At 40.5% G+C, this 18,454-nt stretch carries 19 protein-coding genes and 1 tRNA gene; 9 read left to right on the plus strand and 11 right to left on the minus strand.

The window, feature by feature from the left end; genetic code table 11:
* Positions 1–105 precede the first annotated feature (105 nt).
* The 7 genes from QL986_RS08570 to rlmE all read right to left on the minus strand — a co-directional run bounded on the left by QL986_RS08570 (position 106) and on the right by rlmE (position 6,376).
* A tRNA-Leu gene (locus QL986_RS08570) sits at positions 106–190 on the minus strand.
* 78 nt (positions 191–268) lie between these two features.
* Complete coding sequence (secG, locus tag QL986_RS08575; RefSeq protein WP_128583059.1) at positions 269–622, minus strand: preprotein translocase subunit SecG; 354 nt, start codon at positions 620–622, stop codon at positions 269–271.
* 1 nt (position 623) lies between these two features.
* The gene (gene tpiA, locus QL986_RS08580; protein WP_013465495.1) at positions 624–1,373 is read right to left on the minus strand and encodes a triose-phosphate isomerase; all 750 of its coding nucleotides are present in this window, start codon (positions 1,371–1,373) and stop codon (positions 624–626) included.
* 72 nt (positions 1,374–1,445) lie between these two features.
* Positions 1,446–2,795 (minus strand): phosphoglucosamine mutase, encoded by a 1,350-nt coding sequence (gene glmM / locus QL986_RS08585; RefSeq protein WP_013465496.1) that lies wholly within the window; start codon positions 2,793–2,795, stop codon positions 1,446–1,448.
* On the minus strand, positions 2,796–3,641 hold the full coding sequence (gene folP, locus QL986_RS08590; RefSeq protein WP_013465497.1) for a dihydropteroate synthase: 846 nt from the start codon (positions 3,639–3,641) through the stop codon (positions 2,796–2,798).
* A gap of 95 nt (positions 3,642–3,736) precedes the next feature.
* On the minus strand, positions 3,737–5,680 hold the full coding sequence (gene ftsH, locus QL986_RS08595; protein ID WP_033104106.1) for an ATP-dependent zinc metalloprotease FtsH: 1,944 nt from the start codon (positions 5,678–5,680) through the stop codon (positions 3,737–3,739).
* A gap of 66 nt (positions 5,681–5,746) precedes the next feature.
* On the minus strand, positions 5,747–6,376 hold the full coding sequence (rlmE, locus tag QL986_RS08600) for a 23S rRNA (uridine(2552)-2'-O)-methyltransferase RlmE (RefSeq protein WP_013465499.1): 630 nt from the start codon (positions 6,374–6,376) through the stop codon (positions 5,747–5,749).
* An 88-nt stretch (positions 6,377–6,464) separates the two neighbouring features.
* Between rlmE and yhbY the strand changes: the two genes are divergently transcribed.
* Positions 6,465–6,761: a ribosome assembly RNA-binding protein YhbY gene (yhbY, locus tag QL986_RS08605; RefSeq protein ID WP_008112687.1), complete on the plus strand. Its 297-nt coding sequence runs from the start codon at positions 6,465–6,467 to the stop codon at positions 6,759–6,761.
* 58 nt (positions 6,762–6,819) lie between these two features.
* Here yhbY and QL986_RS08610 read toward each other — a convergent pair whose 3' ends face one another.
* Together QL986_RS08610 and QL986_RS08615 are read right to left on the minus strand one after the other, a co-directional pair.
* Positions 6,820–7,308, minus strand: a complete 489-nt coding sequence (locus QL986_RS08610; RefSeq protein WP_024602064.1) for a histidine phosphatase family protein — start codon at positions 7,306–7,308, stop codon at positions 6,820–6,822.
* Positions 7,308–8,459, minus strand: coding sequence for a serine hydrolase domain-containing protein (locus QL986_RS08615; protein WP_024602063.1), 1,152 nt, complete (start codon positions 8,457–8,459; stop codon positions 7,308–7,310). The genes QL986_RS08610 and QL986_RS08615 overlap by 1 nt, the downstream gene beginning before the upstream one ends.
* A 115-nt stretch (positions 8,460–8,574) precedes the next feature.
* Between QL986_RS08615 and QL986_RS08620 the strand changes: the two genes are divergently transcribed.
* From QL986_RS08620 to QL986_RS08645, 6 genes are all read left to right on the plus strand, one after another.
* Positions 8,575–9,384, plus strand: coding sequence for a hypothetical protein (locus QL986_RS08620; RefSeq protein ID WP_024602062.1), 810 nt, complete (start codon positions 8,575–8,577; stop codon positions 9,382–9,384).
* Between the two features lie 358 nt (positions 9,385–9,742).
* On the plus strand, positions 9,743–10,600 hold the full coding sequence (locus QL986_RS08625) for a MipA/OmpV family protein (RefSeq protein ID WP_024602061.1): 858 nt from the start codon (positions 9,743–9,745) through the stop codon (positions 10,598–10,600).
* Positions 10,590–10,976, plus strand: coding sequence for a DUF3019 domain-containing protein (locus QL986_RS08630; protein ID WP_016899250.1), 387 nt, complete (start codon positions 10,590–10,592; stop codon positions 10,974–10,976). The genes QL986_RS08625 and QL986_RS08630 overlap by 11 nt, the downstream gene beginning before the upstream one ends.
* A 57-nt stretch (positions 10,977–11,033) precedes the next feature.
* Positions 11,034–11,738 (plus strand): response regulator transcription factor, encoded by a 705-nt coding sequence (locus QL986_RS08635; protein WP_036953683.1) that lies wholly within the window; start codon positions 11,034–11,036, stop codon positions 11,736–11,738.
* A gap of 86 nt (positions 11,739–11,824) precedes the next feature.
* Positions 11,825–13,114 (plus strand): ATP-binding protein, encoded by a 1,290-nt coding sequence (locus tag QL986_RS08640; protein WP_036953680.1) that lies wholly within the window; start codon positions 11,825–11,827, stop codon positions 13,112–13,114.
* A 204-nt stretch (positions 13,115–13,318) separates the two neighbouring features.
* Positions 13,319–14,674 carry a sodium-dependent transporter gene (locus QL986_RS08645; RefSeq protein ID WP_036953677.1) on the plus strand — a complete coding sequence of 452 codons (1,356 nt, stop codon included), beginning with the start codon at positions 13,319–13,321 and terminating at the stop codon, positions 14,672–14,674.
* Between the two features lie 54 nt (positions 14,675–14,728).
* Here the strand turns inward: QL986_RS08645 and QL986_RS08650 are convergent, their stop codons facing one another.
* On the minus strand, positions 14,729–15,172 hold the full coding sequence (locus tag QL986_RS08650) for a GNAT family N-acetyltransferase (RefSeq protein WP_036953674.1): 444 nt from the start codon (positions 15,170–15,172) through the stop codon (positions 14,729–14,731).
* A 52-nt stretch (positions 15,173–15,224) separates the two neighbouring features.
* On the minus strand, positions 15,225–15,968 hold the full coding sequence (locus tag QL986_RS08655) for a sporulation protein (protein ID WP_013465509.1): 744 nt from the start codon (positions 15,966–15,968) through the stop codon (positions 15,225–15,227).
* Between the two features lie 309 nt (positions 15,969–16,277).
* On the opposite strand from QL986_RS08655, the gene QL986_RS08660 reads away from it, so the two are divergent.
* Together QL986_RS08660 and QL986_RS08665 are read left to right on the plus strand one after the other, a co-directional pair.
* A complete protein-coding gene (locus QL986_RS08660) occupies positions 16,278–17,849 on the plus strand; it encodes a cation:proton antiporter family protein (RefSeq protein ID WP_024602056.1) in 1,572 nt (523 codons plus the stop codon).
* Between the two features lie 288 nt (positions 17,850–18,137).
* Complete coding sequence (locus QL986_RS08665) at positions 18,138–18,359, plus strand: DUF3820 family protein (RefSeq protein WP_010387988.1); 222 nt, start codon at positions 18,138–18,140, stop codon at positions 18,357–18,359.
* Positions 18,360–18,454 lie beyond the last annotated feature (95 nt).

The following is an 18,454-nucleotide window of genomic DNA, read 5'->3' on the forward strand; positions in this document are numbered from 1 at the left end:
GAGTGTTCTACTCAATGATCAACATTAATCCTAAAAGAGTTGTTTAATATTTTAAATTTTAGGCACAAAAAAACCAGTAACATTGCTGTTACTGGTTTTTGTATTTGGTGCGGATGGGGGGACTTGAACCCCCACGCCCGAAAGCACTACCCCCTCAAGGTAGCGTGTCTACCAATTCCACCACATCCGCATTTTTTAAGCTATTGCTTAGTGTTAAGTCCGCATGTTTATTTGAGGGAAATAAACAACTTAACGATTTAAAACTAAATTAATTTGGTACGTCAGAGCTTTGCTCTTTAGTTGATGTGACTGGCACATCTTCTTCAACTGGAGACACTGTTTCAACAGCTGGAGCCGCTTCTAGGTTTTCCCATTCGTCAGTCTTTTTAATTTGACCGGCAGTTAGGTTACCTAACACAATACTAAGCACAAAAAAGATTGTAGCTAATACCGTTGTCGTTTTCGTCATGAAATTCCCAGCCCCAGAAGAACCGAAAACTGTAGACGATGCACCGGCACCAAATGATGACCCCATGTCCGCACCTTTACCTTGTTGGATCAAAACCATACCAACAAGCGCTAAAGCTACAATTAAATACACTACTAATAAAATTTCGTACATCTTATACGGTCCCTTTTGCACTATTGCAGATAGCAGTAAATGATTCTGCTTTTAAACTTGCGCCTCCAATTAGGCCGCCGTCTATATCTGTTTGCGCAAATAATAATTCGCTATTTTTTTCATTAACGCTACCACCATATAAGATGGTTAGCCCTTGTGCTAAATCGCTATCTAGTGCAGCAATTTTGTCACGGATAAATTTGTGAACACTTTGTGCCTGTTCAGGCGATGCAGTCTTACCTGTGCCTATAGCCCAAACGGGCTCATATGCTATCACAGATTCTTTTAGTGCTGCTACACCTAATTTATTAATTACTGCGTCAATCTGCGCAGCAACTACTTGTTCTGTTTGACCGCTTTCTTGCTCTGTTTCGCTTTCGCCAACACATAAAATAGGCGTTAGACCTACTTGTTGCGCGCGAGCAAATTTTGCAGCAACGGTATCATTGCTTTCTTTGTATATGCTGCGTCGTTCAGAGTGACCAACCAGTACATATTTCGCACCTAGCTGCTTAATTAGCTCTGCATCTACTTCACCAGTAAACGCACCTGGGGTATTTTCAGACACTGTTTGCGTGCCTGTTGTTACACCACTTGCAATCATTGCTGGGACTAGAGGAAACGGAGGAAATAAAACAATGTTTACTTCAGAAGATTTAACATCGTTAATAGCATCAGACAGTTGTTGAACGAGTTCTAATGAACCATTCATTTTCCAGTTGCCTGCGACCATCGCTTTGCGTGCTGCCATTTTTCCACTCCACATTAGAAAGCGGGCGAGATATTAACTCGACTCGCCCAAAGTTACAAGAGGTTATTGTTATCAATCAGTTTGTTTGCTCATAGATTCGACAACCGCTGCTATTTTCTGTGCACTATCTATTACTATTTTTTCTTGCTCAGCTTCAACCATTACTCGTACTACAGGCTCAGTGCCTGATTTACGCAGTAATACGCGCCCTTTATCTGCTAAGCTTTGCTCTACTTCAGCAACTGCAGCGAGCACTTCGGGTGCTTGGGTCGGATCAGTACCGGCAGTGTAACGTACGTTAATCATTTTCATTGGGTACTTAGTAAAACCGGCTCCTAAGTCTTGAAGTGTACGATTTTGTGCTACCATAGCAGCAAGCACTTGTAAGCTTGAGATGATGCCATCACCCGTGCTGATTAAATCTAGATTCAACACATGGCCTGAGCTTTCACCGCCAATTTTCCAGCCTTTTTGCTGCAGCAGTTCCATCACATAACGATCACCGACTTTACTGCGAGCAAAAGCAATGTTTTTTGCTTTTAACGCATTTTCAAGTCCCATATTCGACATAACCGTGCCAACAACACCACCGCCTAAATTGTCATCTTGTGCAGCTTGGCAAGCAATAATATAAACCAAATCATCACCGTCGAATACGCGGCCATTATGATCAACCATCATCACACGGTCGCCGTCGCCATCATAGGCGATACCGACATCCGCTTTGTGTTCAAGTACTTTACGCTTTAATGTATCAACATGGGTTGCGCCACATTCATGGTTAATGTTTACACCGTTTGGCTCACATGCATGGGTGATCACCTCTGCACCAAGCTCTCGCATTACAGAAGGAGCAATATGGTATGTAGCACCATTAGCACAATCTAAAACAATTTTAATTCCTTCCAGGGACAATCCTTGTGGAAACTGGCTTTTACAAAATTCAATATAACGGCCATCAGCGCTAGATAAACGTGTTGCTTTACCTAACTTGTCAGAAGCAACACAGGTCATAGGCTCGTCAAGCATCGCTTCAATTTGTAGCTCTACCTCATCATCTAACTTTAAACCTTGGCCATTGAAAAACTTAATGCCGTTATCATAATAAGGATTATGTGATGCGCTGATCACTATCCCCGCTTCAGCGCGAAACGTTTGCGCTAAATAAGCAACTGCAGGCGTTGGCATCGGCCCTAAAAGAATAACATCAATACCTGCTGCAATTAATCCAGCCTCTAGGGCAGTCTCAAGCATGTAACCTGAAATACGAGTGTCTTTACCTATAATGACTTTTTTAGTGCCATGAAGTGAGAGTACACGCCCTGCGGCCCAACCCAATTTCATCGCAAACTCTGGGTTAATAGGACCTTGACCTACTAAACCACGCACACCGTCCGTGCCAAAATATTTTCTTTCTTTCATTTAAAGTACTCCTTGTTTGCAGGCTTGATATACGCCAAGCACATCTGCGGTTTCTTTTACATCATGCACACGAATAATGTGTGCACCGTTTTGTGCGGCGATCAGTGCTCCAGCTAAACTGCCTGCCAATCTATCGTCTGTGTCTCTATTTAATAATTTACCAATCATTGACTTACGCGATAATCCCGCGAGCAAAGGAAGTCCCAATTTTGCATAATCGTTAAATTGAGCCAATATTTGATAATTATGCTTTAGTGTTTTTCCAAAACCAAAACCAGGATCTAAAATTAACTGGCTTTGTTTAATGCCAGCAGCTTCACATGCGGCTATTCGCTGGCTAAAAAAATCGTTTATCTCACCCGCTAAGTCATTATAGTGAGGAGCGTGTTGCATACTACGAGGTTGCCCTTGCATATGCATTAAACACACTGCTACCTCAGGAAACTGTGCAACCACATCAATTGCGCCGGGTTCTTGCAATGCCCGTACATCGTTGACAATATCAGCACCGGCTTCAATCGCTTGGCGCATCACCTCAGCTTTACTGGTATCGATTGAAATAACGCAGTCACTTTGCTCACGAATAGCTTTAATAATAGGAATAACACGCTTTAGCTCATCTTCAAGGCTAACATCAGGTGCGCCTGGGCGTGTTGACTCGCCACCGATATCTAAAATGGTCGCACCATCATCAAGTAATTGCATCGCATGACTCAGCGCGGCAGTTGTATTTAAGAACTGACCGCCATCAGAAAATGAATCAGGGGTAACATTCACGATCCCCATAATCACAGGCTCTGCAAAATCAAGCGTTCGGCCGCGCGCAAGGTTAATTTTATTATTCATCGCTAACCTTAATATGTGATAATTTTAGTTATTTACATCAAACTGATACAAAAAAGCCCCGAACTTCGGGGCTTTTGGATACGTTATTTTAACGATTATTCAGCTTTATCATCAAGGTTTGTTTCATCTTTTTTAGATTCATCAGCTGGTTTTTGTACTTCATCAACTGGTTTGTCTTTAGAAACATCTTCTTTTTCTGGTTTAGCTTCATGACGGTCATGCGCATCACGTGGTTCACGTACAGGCTGACGAGCCATTAAATCATCAATTTGCTTCGCATCAATGGTTTCATACTTCATTAGTGCATCTTTCATTGCATGCAGAATATCAATGTTTTCTTTCAATATTGATTCTGCACGTTGATAGTTGCGGTCTGAGAATAAACGTACTTCTGCATCAATTACTTTCGCCGTCTCATCAGACATGCTCATAGAGCGACCACCACCGCCACCCATGTACATCTCACTTTGATCTTCAGCATAAAGTAATGGACCTAACTTTTCGCTTAAGCCCCACTGAGTCACCATCTTACGCGCAATATCAGTGGCACGTTCAATGTCATTGCTTGCACCCGTGGTTACTTTGTCTTCACCATAAATGATTGCCTCAGCAATACGACCACCGTAAAGGCTTGAAATCATTGATTCTAAAAGCTCTTTAGAGTGACTAACACGATCTTGTTCTGGTAAATACATAGTCACACCTAGCGCTCGGCCACGTGGGATAATAGATACTTTATAAACCGGGTCGTGCTCTGGCACCATACGACCTACAATTGCGTGGCCAGCTTCATGGTAAGCCGTCATTTCTTTCTCTTGCTCACTCATAACCATGGTCTTGCGCTCAGCGCCCATCATGATTTTATCTTTCGCAGCGTCGAATTCAGCCATACTAACAACACGTTTATTGCCACGTGCAGCATACAAAGCCGCTTCATTTACAAGGTTAGCGAGATCAGCACCCGAGAATCCTGGTGTACCACGTGCAATCACGGCCGCTTCAACGTTATCGCCTAATGGCACTTTACGCATATGTACTTTGAGAATTTGTTCACGACCACGAATATCAGGTAAACCGACCACTACTTGACGGTCAAAACGACCAGGACGAAGTAACGCAGGGTCTAGTACGTCAGGGCGGTTTGTCGCAGCAATAACGATGATACCTTCATTACCTTCAAAGCCATCCATTTCAACAAGCATTTGGTTTAGAGTTTGCTCACGTTCATCATGGCCGCCCCCCATACCAGCGCCACGTTTACGCCCTACCGCATCAATTTCATCGATAAAGATAATACAAGGAGCTGCTTTTTTAGCTTGTTCGAACATGTCACGTACACGTGATGCACCTACACCTACAAACATTTCAACAAAGTCAGAACCCGAAATAGTAAAGAACGGTACTTTTGCTTCACCAGCAACAGCCTTAGCAAGTAATGTTTTACCTGTACCTGGAGGACCGACCATAAGTACGCCTTTAGGAATACTACCGCCTAATTTTTGAAACTTAGAAGGGTCACGTAAAAAGTCCACCAGCTCGGTTACATCGTCTTTGGCTTCATCACAACCAGCTACATCAGCAAAGGTCGTTTTGACTTGATCTTCACTCATTAAGCGGGCTTTACTTTTACCAAATGACATGGCGCCTTTGCCACCGCCACCTTGCATCTGACGCATGAAGAAAATCCACACACCAATAAGCAGGATCATAGGGAACCAAGAAATAAAAATGCTTGCTAAAAATGATTGTTCTTCAGGTTTAACACCTTTAACGTTCACATCGCTTTTTAACAAATCATTTAAAATGTCTTTGTCATAAATAGGCATAATGGTTTGAAAACGCTCGCCACTATTTTTTATACCAGTAATTGTGCCACTACCACTTTCAATGGACACTTCTTGTATAGAGCCGCTACGGGCGTCTTTTACAAATTGACTGTAACTTGTTTGACGATCAACTTGATCGCCGCCATTAAAGCTCTGAAATACTGACATAAGCACTACTGCAATAACCAGCCAGAGTATTAGATTTTTCGCCATATCGCTCAAGGGGTTAACCTCTTGTATCCAATTAATTTAAATTCAACTAAACGCCAAGCAACTGTACTACAGTTTGTATCCAGTCGCTACTATATATACTTCCCGAGAACGGGGACGCGAGGCATCCGGTTTACGTATCTTCACTGCTTTAAAACTATTACGTACATCTTGCAAATATTGATCAAAGCCTTCACCTTGGAATACTTTAACAATAAACGCGCCATTTTTCTTTAAAACTTGGTTGCACATATCAAGTGCAAGCTCAACCAAGTACATGCTGCCTGCCTGATCAACCGAGTTATTGCCACTCATGTTAGGTGCCATATCAGACAATACCACATCTACATTTTTACCATCAATGCGTTTTAACAATGCATCAAGTACCGCTTCTTCACGAAAATCGCCTTGTAAAAAGTCAACGCCCGCTAAAGAGTCCATAGGTAAAATATCACACGCAACCACTTGGCCTTTGTCACCCACTTTTTCAGCTAAGTATTGTGACCAACTCCCTGGGGCTGCGCCTAAATCAACAACAGTCATCGCTGGGCGCAATAACTTATCTTTGTTTTGGATTTCGTCTAATTTGAAAACAGCTCGAGAGCGCCAGCCTTTTTTTTGCGCTTCTTGAACATATTTATCATCAAAATGTTCTTTAAGCCAACGTTGTGAACTGGCTGACTGTTTTTTATTTGTCATAAATTAACACGCAACTAATTAGTAATATTCTCTAGATGGCGTTAGAATACCCTTAATTCAAGCCATATTCAGCAAAATTTGTAATATCATGACATTATCAAACAAACAAAAGCAGTTTTTAAAAGGTCAGGCGCATAGCCTTAAGCCTGTAGTTTTACTAGGTTCTAACGGTTTAACCGAAGGCGTAGTAGTTGAAATCCAAAGCGCACTAGAAATTCACGAATTAATTAAAGTGAAGGTGCCAACAGACGATCGTGAAACCAAAAAGCTTATTTTTGATGCTATTGTTCGCGAAACAGGGGCTACTAAATTACAGACTATCGGTCATACGATTGTGCTTTATCGTCAAAGCCCTGAGAAAAAAATTCAATTACCTCGTGGCTAATAAGGCCATTTAAAGGTAAAACAAAAAAACCAGCCATTGCTGGTTTTTTTATGCCTGCTTAAAAACCCATTGTCAGCGTTTTAACTTCATAACTATTATTTTCTAGTTTACTCACTAAATAATAATGCCCGTACTGACTCTCATCCATACTTTCAATAGCTTGGTTACTCAATAATGAAGCCAACTGCGGTGTGGTATTACTATGCCCTATTACTACCACAACGCCATTTTGTGCTAATAATTGTTTTTTCAATGTCATTAGATCAGCAGCATCATAGGTAATAACTTTAATATTATAATACGCGGCTAATGGCGCTGCCGTGTTTAGGGTACGGTTATAGTTACTGCTGAATAACGTTATGTTTGGATAGGTGTTAACTAACGAAACCAAGTGCTCAGCACGCGCTTGGCCTTGGGCAGTTAGAAATGGATTTTCCCCTGTTTGTTTTTCGCTATGTCGAAACAAGTAAACCTGTTCAGGGGCAGAAAAGGCGGGTTGGCAAATAAGTAATAATGCTATTAACAATGTTTTTATGTGGGCGTTCATTATTGCTTCTCTCGTTTATATGCTAATAGGCGATTTATAAACTCAGTAGTAAGCTCATTAATGAGTCCAGTTTCTGCATTTAAAATCAAACTAAAGCCTACATTTAAGTGCGGAAAAACCACTAAGTCACTGCGGTAGCCTTGCACCCAACCACTGTGGTAATAAAGCGTTTCATCATCATAATCATACACACGCCAGCCTAGCCCATAGTAGGCTTCGTTCATGTGCTCTCGCCATACTCGTCTGTAGCGTTCTTTTTTAGTATGTGTATAAGGACGCGTTTGCGTGGCCAATGCTTCTAAGGATAATACCGATGGATATTGCCCTAATTGCGCATTTAACCAAATAGCCATATCTGACGCACTTGCGTTTACCCCAGCTGCCGGAGCGACTTTATAATAATTCTTTTTCAAACGGGCACTGTACCAACGCTTTTTCCCACGCACATGAGGGTGTGCGTAGTTACTATCTTGCACCATGGCATCGTAGCCTAAGCTTGCATCGTTCATTTTTAGAGGGATAAAAAATGCGTCATTGAGCCACTGAGTATAAGTTTTGTTGGTGCTTTTTAAAATCACGTCATCAATTAAACTAAACATGACATTTTGATAGCCATAACAGTCACCGGGTTCGCATATGGGTTTTACACTTAATAGCTTTTCTACAATATCGCTATACCCCATTCGCGATTCGATTAAATTATCGTATGCATTCGGTACTAGCCCACTAGAATGGCTTAAAATATGAAAAACCTTTAAATCATCTTTGTAGTCGGTTTGTTTAAATTCAGGAATGTAATGACTAACAGGAAAATACAAATTAAGTTGTTCTTCATTTGCAAGTTTTGCCGCTAACGACCCTGCAAACGTTTTAGATACTGAGGCCAAACGAAACCGAGTGTGTGGATTAATTTTTTGCCCACTGCGCACTTTGGTATGCCCCATTGTATGAATATAGTCACGCGCTTGTGCGTTGACGATGGAAAGCGCTCCGCCCGGAATCTTTTTTACTTTTAGTTTTTTTTCTACGTAGCGTCCATAATTTTTAACAAAAGCTTCCCAGTCAGGATCTGTGCTTGCGCTTGCCTGTAAATGCGTCCCTAAAATACATAAAGCAAAAAAATAAAAGGGTAAGGAGTTAAAATACTTCATTCTTAGCTAATTTTTCTTTTTTAGTCATAATCAGCCTCTATAATATCATGAACTTTTGCTCGGACTAACGTACAATATGTTCGATTAATGGCTTTTGAGTGGATGTAAAATATTTATGCGTTTTTTAGTTGTATCACTTTTTATTGTATTAGCTTCAGGTTGTGCCGTAGTTAAGCAGCCTGCAGAACCTTTAGCAATGCCTGCAAAACCTTTGCTTAAGAGTCAAACTTACCAACTTAAATATGAAACCGAGCATGCTTCACCGAAAGTAAAATCGGTGCAATTACCTGCACATAACATTAAAAAAAATCAGACTGTCAGAGTGATAGTAGACCGTGCAAGTGTCACCGACACATTAGTATCTCAAATTAGCCAAGCACTTAACGATAAACAACTAAAAGTTACCACAACCGATAACAGTGATTACACGTTAGCTATTCATCAAGTTGACCTTGAGTTTATAGATGATGCTAAGTACATCCTAGCGCAGCCAGAAAAACCTTATTCATTGTTTTCAAAAGTAGCACAGCAATTCCCTTCTCAACAATGCGCAAATATACTGGCACAAGTTAGTATGCGCCTTACACACAAAGCATCGGGAGATGTAGTGTGGTTTGCCAAATCATCAATAGATAGTGCAAGCTTTCACCGTGAGCCCCTAACCTATAGCTTTACTGAAGAAAAAAAGATCACTAACGAGTTAGAAGTTGTTGCGTTTATTCATAAACATAATACCGAACAGGCTCGGCTTAAGCGTGCTGAACTTAAAAATGAAGTAACGGCCCCTGCTTATAAAACCATTACTAAACTGAGTCGTTTAACTAAATTAAATGGGCCATGTACACGTACTGAGATCAGCGCATTAACTCCCATGATGCAATTTTACTTAAGCAGTATACTTATCGATAAAATTAAGGTTCAGTAGTTGCAGGACGACCGCTACATTTTTTTACAGATTTAGCCAAGAGTTTGACAATATACTAGGGTCTGTTGACCTTTCAAGGTTAAATTTGCAGCAGTCTGTTTGGTATTTAGGCAAGGCAGCGCCTATGTGGTGTGGTTATTCCCCATAAATAGCCGATAACGCAGCATCAATGCCAAACAGGCGCTGCCCGAAGGGTTCTGCCTAGGGGCGATTTACTCTTTGTTGCTCGGTTTTGACTTAGCCCACTAGGTTACAAACCTCGCGCCGCGATTAAACCGCCCCTAGTTTGAACAAATTTTAATCCGCAAAGGTCAACAGACCCTAGCCTCTTTAGCAAACTCTAATTTAGGTTCCAAGGATGAAGCATTTCCCACAAAGACATTTTTTCCGTTGTGCAGCCTTATTGTTTGCGCTCATTTTTAGTGGCCAGAGCACAGCAAGCAATCGTTACTATGCCGATAACACATTGGAACCCACTACAGGGTTTGCCTGGGACTGGAGTGCGGGAGCAGGTTATTACATAGAAGATTCTTATTTGGTGGGCATGAATTCTTATGATGTTGGCGCCGAGTTAGATTTAAGCCTTGCGGTTTCTTACGATAATTTTTACCTTGATTTTGATCATAATCAACTCAGCGGTGGACTTGTTTTAGGCTATAGCTTAATTAACAAATACGATTGGGGCCTTGATTTATTAGGTACTAATTCGCAAGCCGGGTTTGACGAACAAGGCTTAGGTATTTATAACGATGGCATTATTGAGCCACTGCGCGGTATCAAAAAACGTAACTATGATTTTGATACTGGCCTTCGATTAACACGTCGATTTGAAAACTCACAAATTTCCCTTGAATACTTACATGATATATCTGGTGCTCATAATGGCTGGGTGGCAAACGTATTTTTTAGTCATATTCAGCCTTGGCGTAATTGGGAGTTTCGCTCTGGTATTGGCCTAAGTGCCTACTCTGCAGATTTTACAAACTATTATTTTGGTATTGATAGCGATGAAGCAAACGCAACTCGCCCTATTTATCAAACCAATGCCAGTACCAGTATTATGTTTGAATTTCATGCTGAATATCCCATTAATCAAGATTGGGTCTTTTTAGCAGGCTGGTTAACGACGTGGTTTTCAAAAGAAATTGATGACAGCCCAATTATTTCCCAAGGATATCAACACAAAGCCAAGGTAGGCGTGCGTTATGTACTTTAGATTTTTTTACTGTTTATTGTTTAGTTATTCAGGCTCTTTGCTGGCAGCCCCAGTGCAAATACCCGCTCAATTGAGTGCAGTACCTGATACCTGTGTGGCCTTACGTGAAGGACGTCACTGTTACGCCGATGTTGTTTTGTCATGGCAGCAAGTAGAAGTGGGAAATTATTGTCTACGCGATGCCACCTCAAAGTACATTATGCAGTGCTGGCTTAAACAGCGACAAGGTTCGTTTAATTATGCCTTTGACTCAACGCAAAGTATTTCGTTTGAACTATTTGACAGTAATACATCACAAGTCATTGCCGTCACAGAAGTAAAATTACAATGGGTGTATCAAAATAGGCAAAAAAAGCGGCGTTGGCGGTTATTTTAGTCACACACTATAAACATTATGATAGCTAAACATCATTTAGGTATGCGAAGAAAGCTTATGGATAATTACGGTACTATTTTACTGGTTGAAGATGATATTTCTCTTGCACAGTGGGTCACTGAGTATTTAACAGAGCAAGGCTATGTTGTACATGTATGTTATCGAGGTGATGAGGTAATAAGCCAAGTAAAACGTTTAAACCCACAACTTATTTTACTCGACATCATGCTGCCAGGGCTTGATGGTATTAGTGTATGTCGTGAGCTACGTAGCTTTTATCATGCCCCAATTATAATGCTTACTGCCCGCGATGAAGAAATGGATGAAGTCATTGGGCTAGAAGTCGGTGCCACAGATTATATAATAAAACCAGTACGCCCTCGCGCATTGCTTGCACGCATTAAATCTGCCTTGCGCTACAGTAGCGACACGCCTAAAACCGATGATCAAGCAAATATGATCAATATCGGTCAATTAAGTATTAATACCGAGTCACGCAACGTTACCCTTAACCAACAGGATGTGAACATTTCAAGCGCAGAGTATTTATTACTGCATTACTTAGCCAGTAATGCTGGACAAGTTGTTTCCCGCGATGCGGTGTTTAAAGCAACCAAAGGCAGGGAATATGATGGCTTAGATAGAAGCGTTGATGTGCTTATTTCTGCCTTGCGTAAAAAGTTTAATGATGACCCACAAAAACCAGAAAAAATTAAAACCATTTGGGGACGTGGTTATTTGTTTGTGACTACAGCGTGGTAAGTTTTAATGCCTGAGTGCTTAAAATAATTAGCGCGATAGTAATAAAAGTCACTTCAATACTCCCAGCCTATTATGGAATAGCATCAATGAAAAAGTTTTATATTTCACTACTAGGCAGTGCGCTGCTTTCAATTATTGTTTTAGGTTGGCTTATTGATGCATTTAGCCAACAAGCGCATGCGCCTTTGGATGAGTTTAGCGTTCAAAGCCAGATTATTGTCGGGTTAAGTAAACAGCTCACAGCGCTTAAACCCGATGCTCGCCCGCAACAAGTAACAAAGCTCGCCGCTGACTTTGACCTTATACTTAACTACAAATTAAATCAGTCTCTGGCACTGCCCTTAGCGCTATTAGATAAAATGCAAACCCAAGGCGGATTAATACTCGAAGACGAGCAAGGCTTTTATATGCTCTACACAAATGATGAGTTAAGTCCTTATCATTTAACCATGCGTTTAGATAAACCCTATGAGGCCACACAACGAAACGATATTATTTTAACGCTATTATTTTACACTGGCTTATGTGTTTTTATGGGTTTTATTATTACCCCTTTAGCAAAGCGCCTTACGGTGTTAAACGAAGCAGCAAAGCAATTTGCATCTGGTAATGTTAAAGCGCGTATTACCCCCTCTCGATTTACCTATATAAAAGATGTGGAACTGACCTTTAACCGTATGGCGAGTCAAATTGAAAAGCTAGTTGCTGAAAACAAGCTAATGGCCTCCAGCTTATCGCATGATATTAGAACTCCAATTGCTTGCTTACGCTTTGGTGTCGACGCCGCTCTTGATAGTCATGACGAGAGTAAAATAAAGCATTATTTAACTCGCATGGAAACCGACTTAGACCATATGGAGTCAATGCTAAAAAGCTATTTAACGTTTGCTACTTTAGAGCAAAATGCGAATAAGCTTACTTACTCATCAGCAAACCTTAAACAATACCTAAGTGATATTGTATTGCAACTTGAGCCTAGAATAACCTCTCGCTCGCTTAATATCTCTTTAGAATGTGATGATCATACCGTTTATGCTGACTTACATTGGCTGGCAAGAGCAATCACCAACTTAATTAATAATGCCTGCGACTTTGCAAATCACAGCATTCAAGTAACCGCTTCAGTACAAGAACGTTTTCTGGTGGTGAACATCGCCGACGACGGACCAGGCATTGCTCAAGAAAATAATCATAAAGTATTTAGCCCATTTTTTCGTGAACGCAGCCACCGTAATCGCAGTGATAATAGTTATGGCTTGGGGTTAGCAATCGTCGCCAAAGTTGCCGATTGGCATCATGGCACCATAAAAGTGAGTAAAAGTGAACGACTCTCAGGCGCCTGTTTCACATTAACCATCGCTCAGTTTGAACATTAATCAACAATGCAAAGATGCTCAATACAGCTGATTAACGAAATATAATTAAAAAAATTGTGCTATTTATAATCAAAATACGCACGTGTTATTTATACAGCTAAATAAAACGCAATAATTGTGCAACAGAGACAAATAAGCACTTTTTATTTAATTATAATTCCAGTAGATTGTCACGGCGTCGAAAAAATAGAGAAGCAGAATAATATGAGTGCAGTAAGAGGTGAGTTTAGCTCCCGCTTTGGTTTTATAATGGCTGCGGCAGGATCAGCTGTTGGCTTGGGTAATATTTGGGGTTTTCCGACTCAAACAGCAAGTAATGGGGGCGCTGCATTTTTAGTCGCGTATTTAGTACTGGCTTTCTTTTTAGCCTACCCCGCTTTAATGGCAGAACTGATGATAGGTCGCCATGGGCAAGCTAACGCGGTTTCTTCATTAACTAAATTAACCACGCGACCATGGCAAAAGCAATTTGCCTTTGCTGTCGGTTTTGGTGGTATTTTATGTGCTGGATTTATTTTAAGTTTTTATGCCATTGTTGCCGGTTGGATGTTAAGTGCCACTTTAGAACCGGTAACCACATTAGTAGGCGCTGATGCCGCCTCTTTATGGTTAAGTGAGCAGTCGCTTACTCGTAATATTCTTTTCACTGTTTTATTTATTATTTTAACTGTTGCTATTATCAGCCGCGGTGTAGAAAACGGCATTGAAAAATGGTCTAAACGCTTAATGCCCGCTCTGCTCGGTATTTTGTTTGCCTTAATTGCCTACGTGATGACTCAAGAAGGCGCTATTGAGGGGTTAAAAGCTTACTTAGTCCCTGACTTTTCTTCTATTTTTGACCCTACATTGTTAGTGAGTGCCTTAGGCCAAGCTTTCTTTTCACTGTCACTGGGCACCAGTGTGATGATTATATATGGCTCATATATCAGTAAAAAAGAAAACCTTGTGTCCCTTGGCGCGTATGTAACCTTAATTGATGTGTTTATAGCGTTTGTAGCGGGTTTATTGATCATCCCTGCTATGTACGTGGCACAAGCGCAAGGTGTTGAAATATTCTCTTCAACTACAGGTAAACTTCTCTCTGAAGATACTCTCGTATTTCAGGTATTGCCTGCCTTATTTGATGGCATGGGTGGTGTAGGTTTATTTGTTGGCTTTGCTTTTTTTGCATTGATGAGTATTGCCGCACTAACTTCATCTATTTCCATGTTAGAAGCGCCAGTGTCGTACACGGTAGAGCGCTTTGCGATGAAACGTGTTCAAGCAACGTGGTTAATAGGCGCATTAATTGCCATTGTGAGCATTACCATAGTGTGTAACCTAGGCACTTTATTTGGCTTAGTGATCACCCTAACAACCAAAGTTGCACAACCTTTATTAGGGCTTATGTGCTGTATATTTGTAGGTTGGATCTGGTACAGATCGTCACTACTAAAAGCGATTCAACAAGGTAACCCTGAGGTGCATAATACGTTATTTTGGAAGATATGGCCTTGGTATACTAAGTTTGTATGCCCTATTGCCATTAGCTTAGTATTCTTACATTCCCTACTAAGCTAGTTAAAAGATGCATAAAAAAGGCCCACATCAGTGGGCCTTTTTAGTGGAGCAATACTACTGCTTTAAAATCATATCCTGATGGGGTATGCCATCTTCTATATATTCATCACCAACACATTCAAAACCGAATGAGCGATAAAAATTCAGTAGGTAGGTTTGTGCGCCAATATAAATATCGCGAGTCGGCCATTGCGCCTTACAGCAAGCTATTGCTTCATTGACTAACTGTTTGCCTAATCCAGAACTTCGCTGTGATTGAGCAACCAATACACGCCCTATCGCACTGTACTGAGCATCTTTTTCATAACAACGGGCATAGGCATGCACCGATAGCCCATCAAGTAAATAGACATGACGTGTAGAGTCTGCGATATCGTGATCATCAAGTTCGGGGTAAGGACATGCTTGTTCTACAACGAATACGTCGACACGTACACGCATGATTGAAAACAGGGTTTGGGAGTCGAGCGCAGAGAATGGCTCACATTTAAACGCCATTTAAACACCTTTTTTATTGCAGGGGCTTACCTAAAGTAAGCCCCTAAAGCGATTAAGCGAATAATCGCTCTAACTGATCACATAACTGCGATAAATTAACATGGTCATGCTCTATGGTTAAATCAACATAGCCATCACTTCTAAACGCTCTGTCTAATTCAATCAATACATGGGTTTTATGCGCTTCAGGAATAAATGACAACTCAATTTCTTTTATGCCAAACAAACTGCGACTATTAGGCTGATACTCAAGCTCTTGATAACATCCCGATACAGATTGAAAAGTAGGGGCACGTAAATGGCCTTGTTCTACATCGGCTTTAACTAAACTAAAACCAAGCTTTTCCATCGCTTGCATGCATGTTTTAACCGCTTCATTAGGATAAATGTGTAAATGGTCTTTATCTGTTGGATCAAGCGCAAGGTCAATATCAAGGCCTGTTTCTAACCATACATAAGATTGATTATAACCTGCATTAATTTCAGTTATAGGCGTTTCTGAGTGTAAACGAGCTTCAAACGGAATAGTTCTTACTTCACCGGGCTCAATAATACCAATATCGGTAATGCGCCACTGGTCAATCACATGATTAGTGAAATAATCACCGTCTTCACTCGCCACTTTGACACGGGTAACTAACATTAAGTCTAAACCGGTAATTTCTTGGCTCACATCACCTGCAGTAATTACAATTTGCGCGTTAAATAATTGCCCCGGCTGAAGATGCTCGGTCTCTAAAATAGTATCTACTTTGGCGGCACCAATGCCTACCGATGCTAAAATCTTTTTAAACATATTTTCTCCTTAAGCTAAGCAACTCTAATGTTTGCTTACGCTTAAACTCCTTCGTTATGGCATCTTAACCACATTTAAAAGCTCTTGTCAGCGAAAAACTGCTATTTACATGCTGTTTACCATAAAACTAGCCATATATGTGCATTTTTTATACATTGAAGCTACTTTACCTCTGCATAAACTGACAGTAGCAATCATTTGATAAATACTCACTATCACGTAACTAACTGCGTTAAATAAGTAGATTAATTGTCAATAAGCATTGTTTTTCGCTACACTACAGTGCCTAAAAAAGTGGTATTAATAACTATGGAACTAATTTATTTTGCTACCGCCTTCGTCTGCGGTTTTGGTATATACCAGCTAAAATTGCCGCCACTTATCGGCTTTCTTATGGCTGGATTTATTCTTAATTTAGCGGGTTATAAAAGCACGGAATTGCTGGAAACAATTGCATCTTTAGGGGTTACACTGCTACTTTTTAGTATTGGCCTCAAGCTTAAAATTTCAAATTTAATAAAACCTCAAGTCTGGGCTCCGGCCACCTTACATATTATTCTAAGCAGCGCTTTATTTAGTGGCTTTATGCTACTACTGGGTGTTTTTGCACTGCCATTATTCGTCGATTTAAGCTGGCAAAGTGCGCTGTTAGTTGGTTTTGCTCTGAGCTTTTCAAGCACCGTATTTGCGGTAAAAGTCCTTGAAGAGCGCGGTGAAATGGCAAGCCTGCACGGTAAAATAGCCATTGGCATTTTAGTTATGCAGGATATATTTGCGGTTATATTTTTAGCGGTCAGTACCGGTAAGTTGCCGAATATTTGGGCCTTAGGGTTAATTATTGCCTTACCTTTATTTCGCCCTGTTATGTACTGGGTGTTAAACCGCTCTAAACATGGTGAGTTACTGCCGCTATTTGGGTTTTTCTTTGCCTTAGTAGCAGGTTATAACGCCTTTGAATTTGCAGGTCTCAAAGGTGATTTAGGTGCTTTGATTGTAGGTATGATGTTCGCACCACACAAAAAAGCCGGTGAATTGTCTAAGTCATTGCTTAGCCTAAAAGATATATTGCTAGTTGGCTTTTTCCTAAGCATTGGTTTAAGTGCAGAGCTTACTGCCCACTCCTTAGTCGTCGCTTTAGTGCTGGTATTAATTATTCCAATTAAAACCCTGCTCTATTACATACTAACCAACCTATTTAAACTTCGTGCGCGTACCTCTTTGTTAACAGCATTTAGCCTAGCTAACTTTAGCGAATTTGGTTTGATTGTGTGTGCAGTTGCCGCATCTACCGGCATGGTTACCTCTGAGTGGCTTGCTGTTATTGCGATTGCGGTGTCGATCACCTTTGTAATTGCCTCTCCTTTAAATAAACGCTCTAACGAGCTATACGTTAAAATTGAACGCTTTTTATTAAAGTTTGAAAGCAAAACCCGCTTAGCTGAAGAGCTCCCAGTAAACTTAAATGACACAAAAATTGTTATTTTTGGCATGGGTAGAATTGGCACAGGTGCCTATGAAACAATAAACGCAACTCATCCGGATGTTGTTGCAGGTATTGATATTAAGCCTGAGGTAGTTGATAAGCATGTAAAGCGAGGTCGCCGAGTATTAATTGCCGATGCCACCGATCCTGATTTTTGGCAACGTGTTAACCACTCCCACGTTGAAATGGTAATGCTAGCTATGCCTAAGCACATGCAAAATATTTTTGCCTTAGAGCAATTACAAGCATCGGGTTATAAAGGACAAGTAACGGCGATTGCCAACTACCCCGATCAGCAAAAAGAATTAGAAGAAATGGGAATAGACTCTACTTACAACTTTTACTTAGAAGCAGGTAGCGGTTTTGCAGAGCATGTAAAGCAAACCCTGTTTCCTTAATAGGGTTTAGATGCAAATAGATTGCATTTACATTCCTTTACATCTGCGTATTTTATTGGTTTAAAAATAAGGTAAAATGTCTGTGTTGGTTTAGTAAAGCTAATACCTAAGTGTGTATTTAAATAAAAATATACACAACTGGACCCCTTGCTTTTAATTAACCAATAAGATTCTCAAATTAGAGGGCCTACTCCCTCTATCAATAGGCTGTTACTTGCCCGTTACAGCCTATTTTATTTCTTTATTATCCCTTACACTTAACACCTCTACTCATAAAAGATGTCAATAATGGATCCTCAACAACTTAAAGTCGCCATTAATACCATTATGCCGTTTGGTAAATATGCGGGACGCCCCTTACTTTTGCTGCCTGAGCCTTATTTAGTGTGGTTTAAACAGCAAGGCTTTCCTGATAGCAAGCTCGGCTCTCAACTTGCAATGATGTACGAAGTGAAGCTTAATGGTTTAGAGCAAATGTTGATGCCATTACTAGAAAAAAATAGTAAATAAAATAGAACTTTTCTATAAGTGGCCTGTCTATCTATTTGCTACTTGTTGATTTTTTGGTTTTAAACCGCAAAAAAGCGCCTTTACGGCGCTTTTTT

Origin of the sequence: Pseudoalteromonas sp. APC 3250 (assembly GCF_030407915.1) — a bacterium.
Taxonomy (GTDB): domain Bacteria; phylum Pseudomonadota; class Gammaproteobacteria; order Enterobacterales; family Alteromonadaceae; genus Pseudoalteromonas; species Pseudoalteromonas tetraodonis.

What these genes read in the sequence shown, in the direction of transcription:
- QL986_RS08645 (WP_036953677.1), top strand. Translation starts at nt 13,319, where the DNA reads ATGAGTGCAGTAAGAGGTGAGTTTAGCTCCCGCTTTGGTTTTATAATG.
- glmM (WP_013465496.1), bottom strand. Translation starts at nt 2,795, where the DNA reads ATGAAAGAAAGAAAATATTTTGGCACGGACGGTGTGCGTGGTTTAGTA.
- QL986_RS08610 (WP_024602064.1), bottom strand. Translation starts at nt 7,308, where the DNA reads ATGAACGCCCACATAAAAACATTGTTAATAGCATTATTACTTATTTGC.
- QL986_RS08640 (WP_036953680.1), top strand. Translation starts at nt 11,825, where the DNA reads ATGAAAAAGTTTTATATTTCACTACTAGGCAGTGCGCTGCTTTCAATT.
- QL986_RS08650 (WP_036953674.1), bottom strand. Translation starts at nt 15,172, where the DNA reads ATGGCGTTTAAATGTGAGCCATTCTCTGCGCTCGACTCCCAAACCCTG.
- QL986_RS08625 (WP_024602061.1), top strand. Translation starts at nt 9,743, where the DNA reads ATGAAGCATTTCCCACAAAGACATTTTTTCCGTTGTGCAGCCTTATTG.
- QL986_RS08620 (WP_024602062.1), top strand. Translation starts at nt 8,575, where the DNA reads ATGCGTTTTTTAGTTGTATCACTTTTTATTGTATTAGCTTCAGGTTGT.
- secG (WP_128583059.1), bottom strand. Translation starts at nt 622, where the DNA reads ATGTACGAAATTTTATTAGTAGTGTATTTAATTGTAGCTTTAGCGCTT.
- QL986_RS08655 (WP_013465509.1), bottom strand. Translation starts at nt 15,968, where the DNA reads ATGTTTAAAAAGATTTTAGCATCGGTAGGCATTGGTGCCGCCAAAGTA.
- QL986_RS08665 (WP_010387988.1), top strand. Translation starts at nt 18,138, where the DNA reads ATGGATCCTCAACAACTTAAAGTCGCCATTAATACCATTATGCCGTTT.
- QL986_RS08635 (WP_036953683.1), top strand. Translation starts at nt 11,034, where the DNA reads ATGGATAATTACGGTACTATTTTACTGGTTGAAGATGATATTTCTCTT.
- QL986_RS08630 (WP_016899250.1), top strand. Translation starts at nt 10,590, where the DNA reads ATGTACTTTAGATTTTTTTACTGTTTATTGTTTAGTTATTCAGGCTCT.
- QL986_RS08615 (WP_024602063.1), bottom strand. Translation starts at nt 8,459, where the DNA reads ATGAAGTATTTTAACTCCTTACCCTTTTATTTTTTTGCTTTATGTATT.
- QL986_RS08660 (WP_024602056.1), top strand. Translation starts at nt 16,278, where the DNA reads ATGGAACTAATTTATTTTGCTACCGCCTTCGTCTGCGGTTTTGGTATA.
- folP (WP_013465497.1), bottom strand. Translation starts at nt 3,641, where the DNA reads ATGAATAATAAAATTAACCTTGCGCGCGGCCGAACGCTTGATTTTGCA.
- tpiA (WP_013465495.1), bottom strand. Translation starts at nt 1,373, where the DNA reads ATGGCAGCACGCAAAGCGATGGTCGCAGGCAACTGGAAAATGAATGGT.
- ftsH (WP_033104106.1), bottom strand. Translation starts at nt 5,680, where the DNA reads ATGGCGAAAAATCTAATACTCTGGCTGGTTATTGCAGTAGTGCTTATG.
- yhbY (WP_008112687.1), top strand. Translation starts at nt 6,465, where the DNA reads ATGACATTATCAAACAAACAAAAGCAGTTTTTAAAAGGTCAGGCGCAT.
- rlmE (WP_013465499.1), bottom strand. Translation starts at nt 6,376, where the DNA reads ATGACAAATAAAAAACAGTCAGCCAGTTCACAACGTTGGCTTAAAGAA.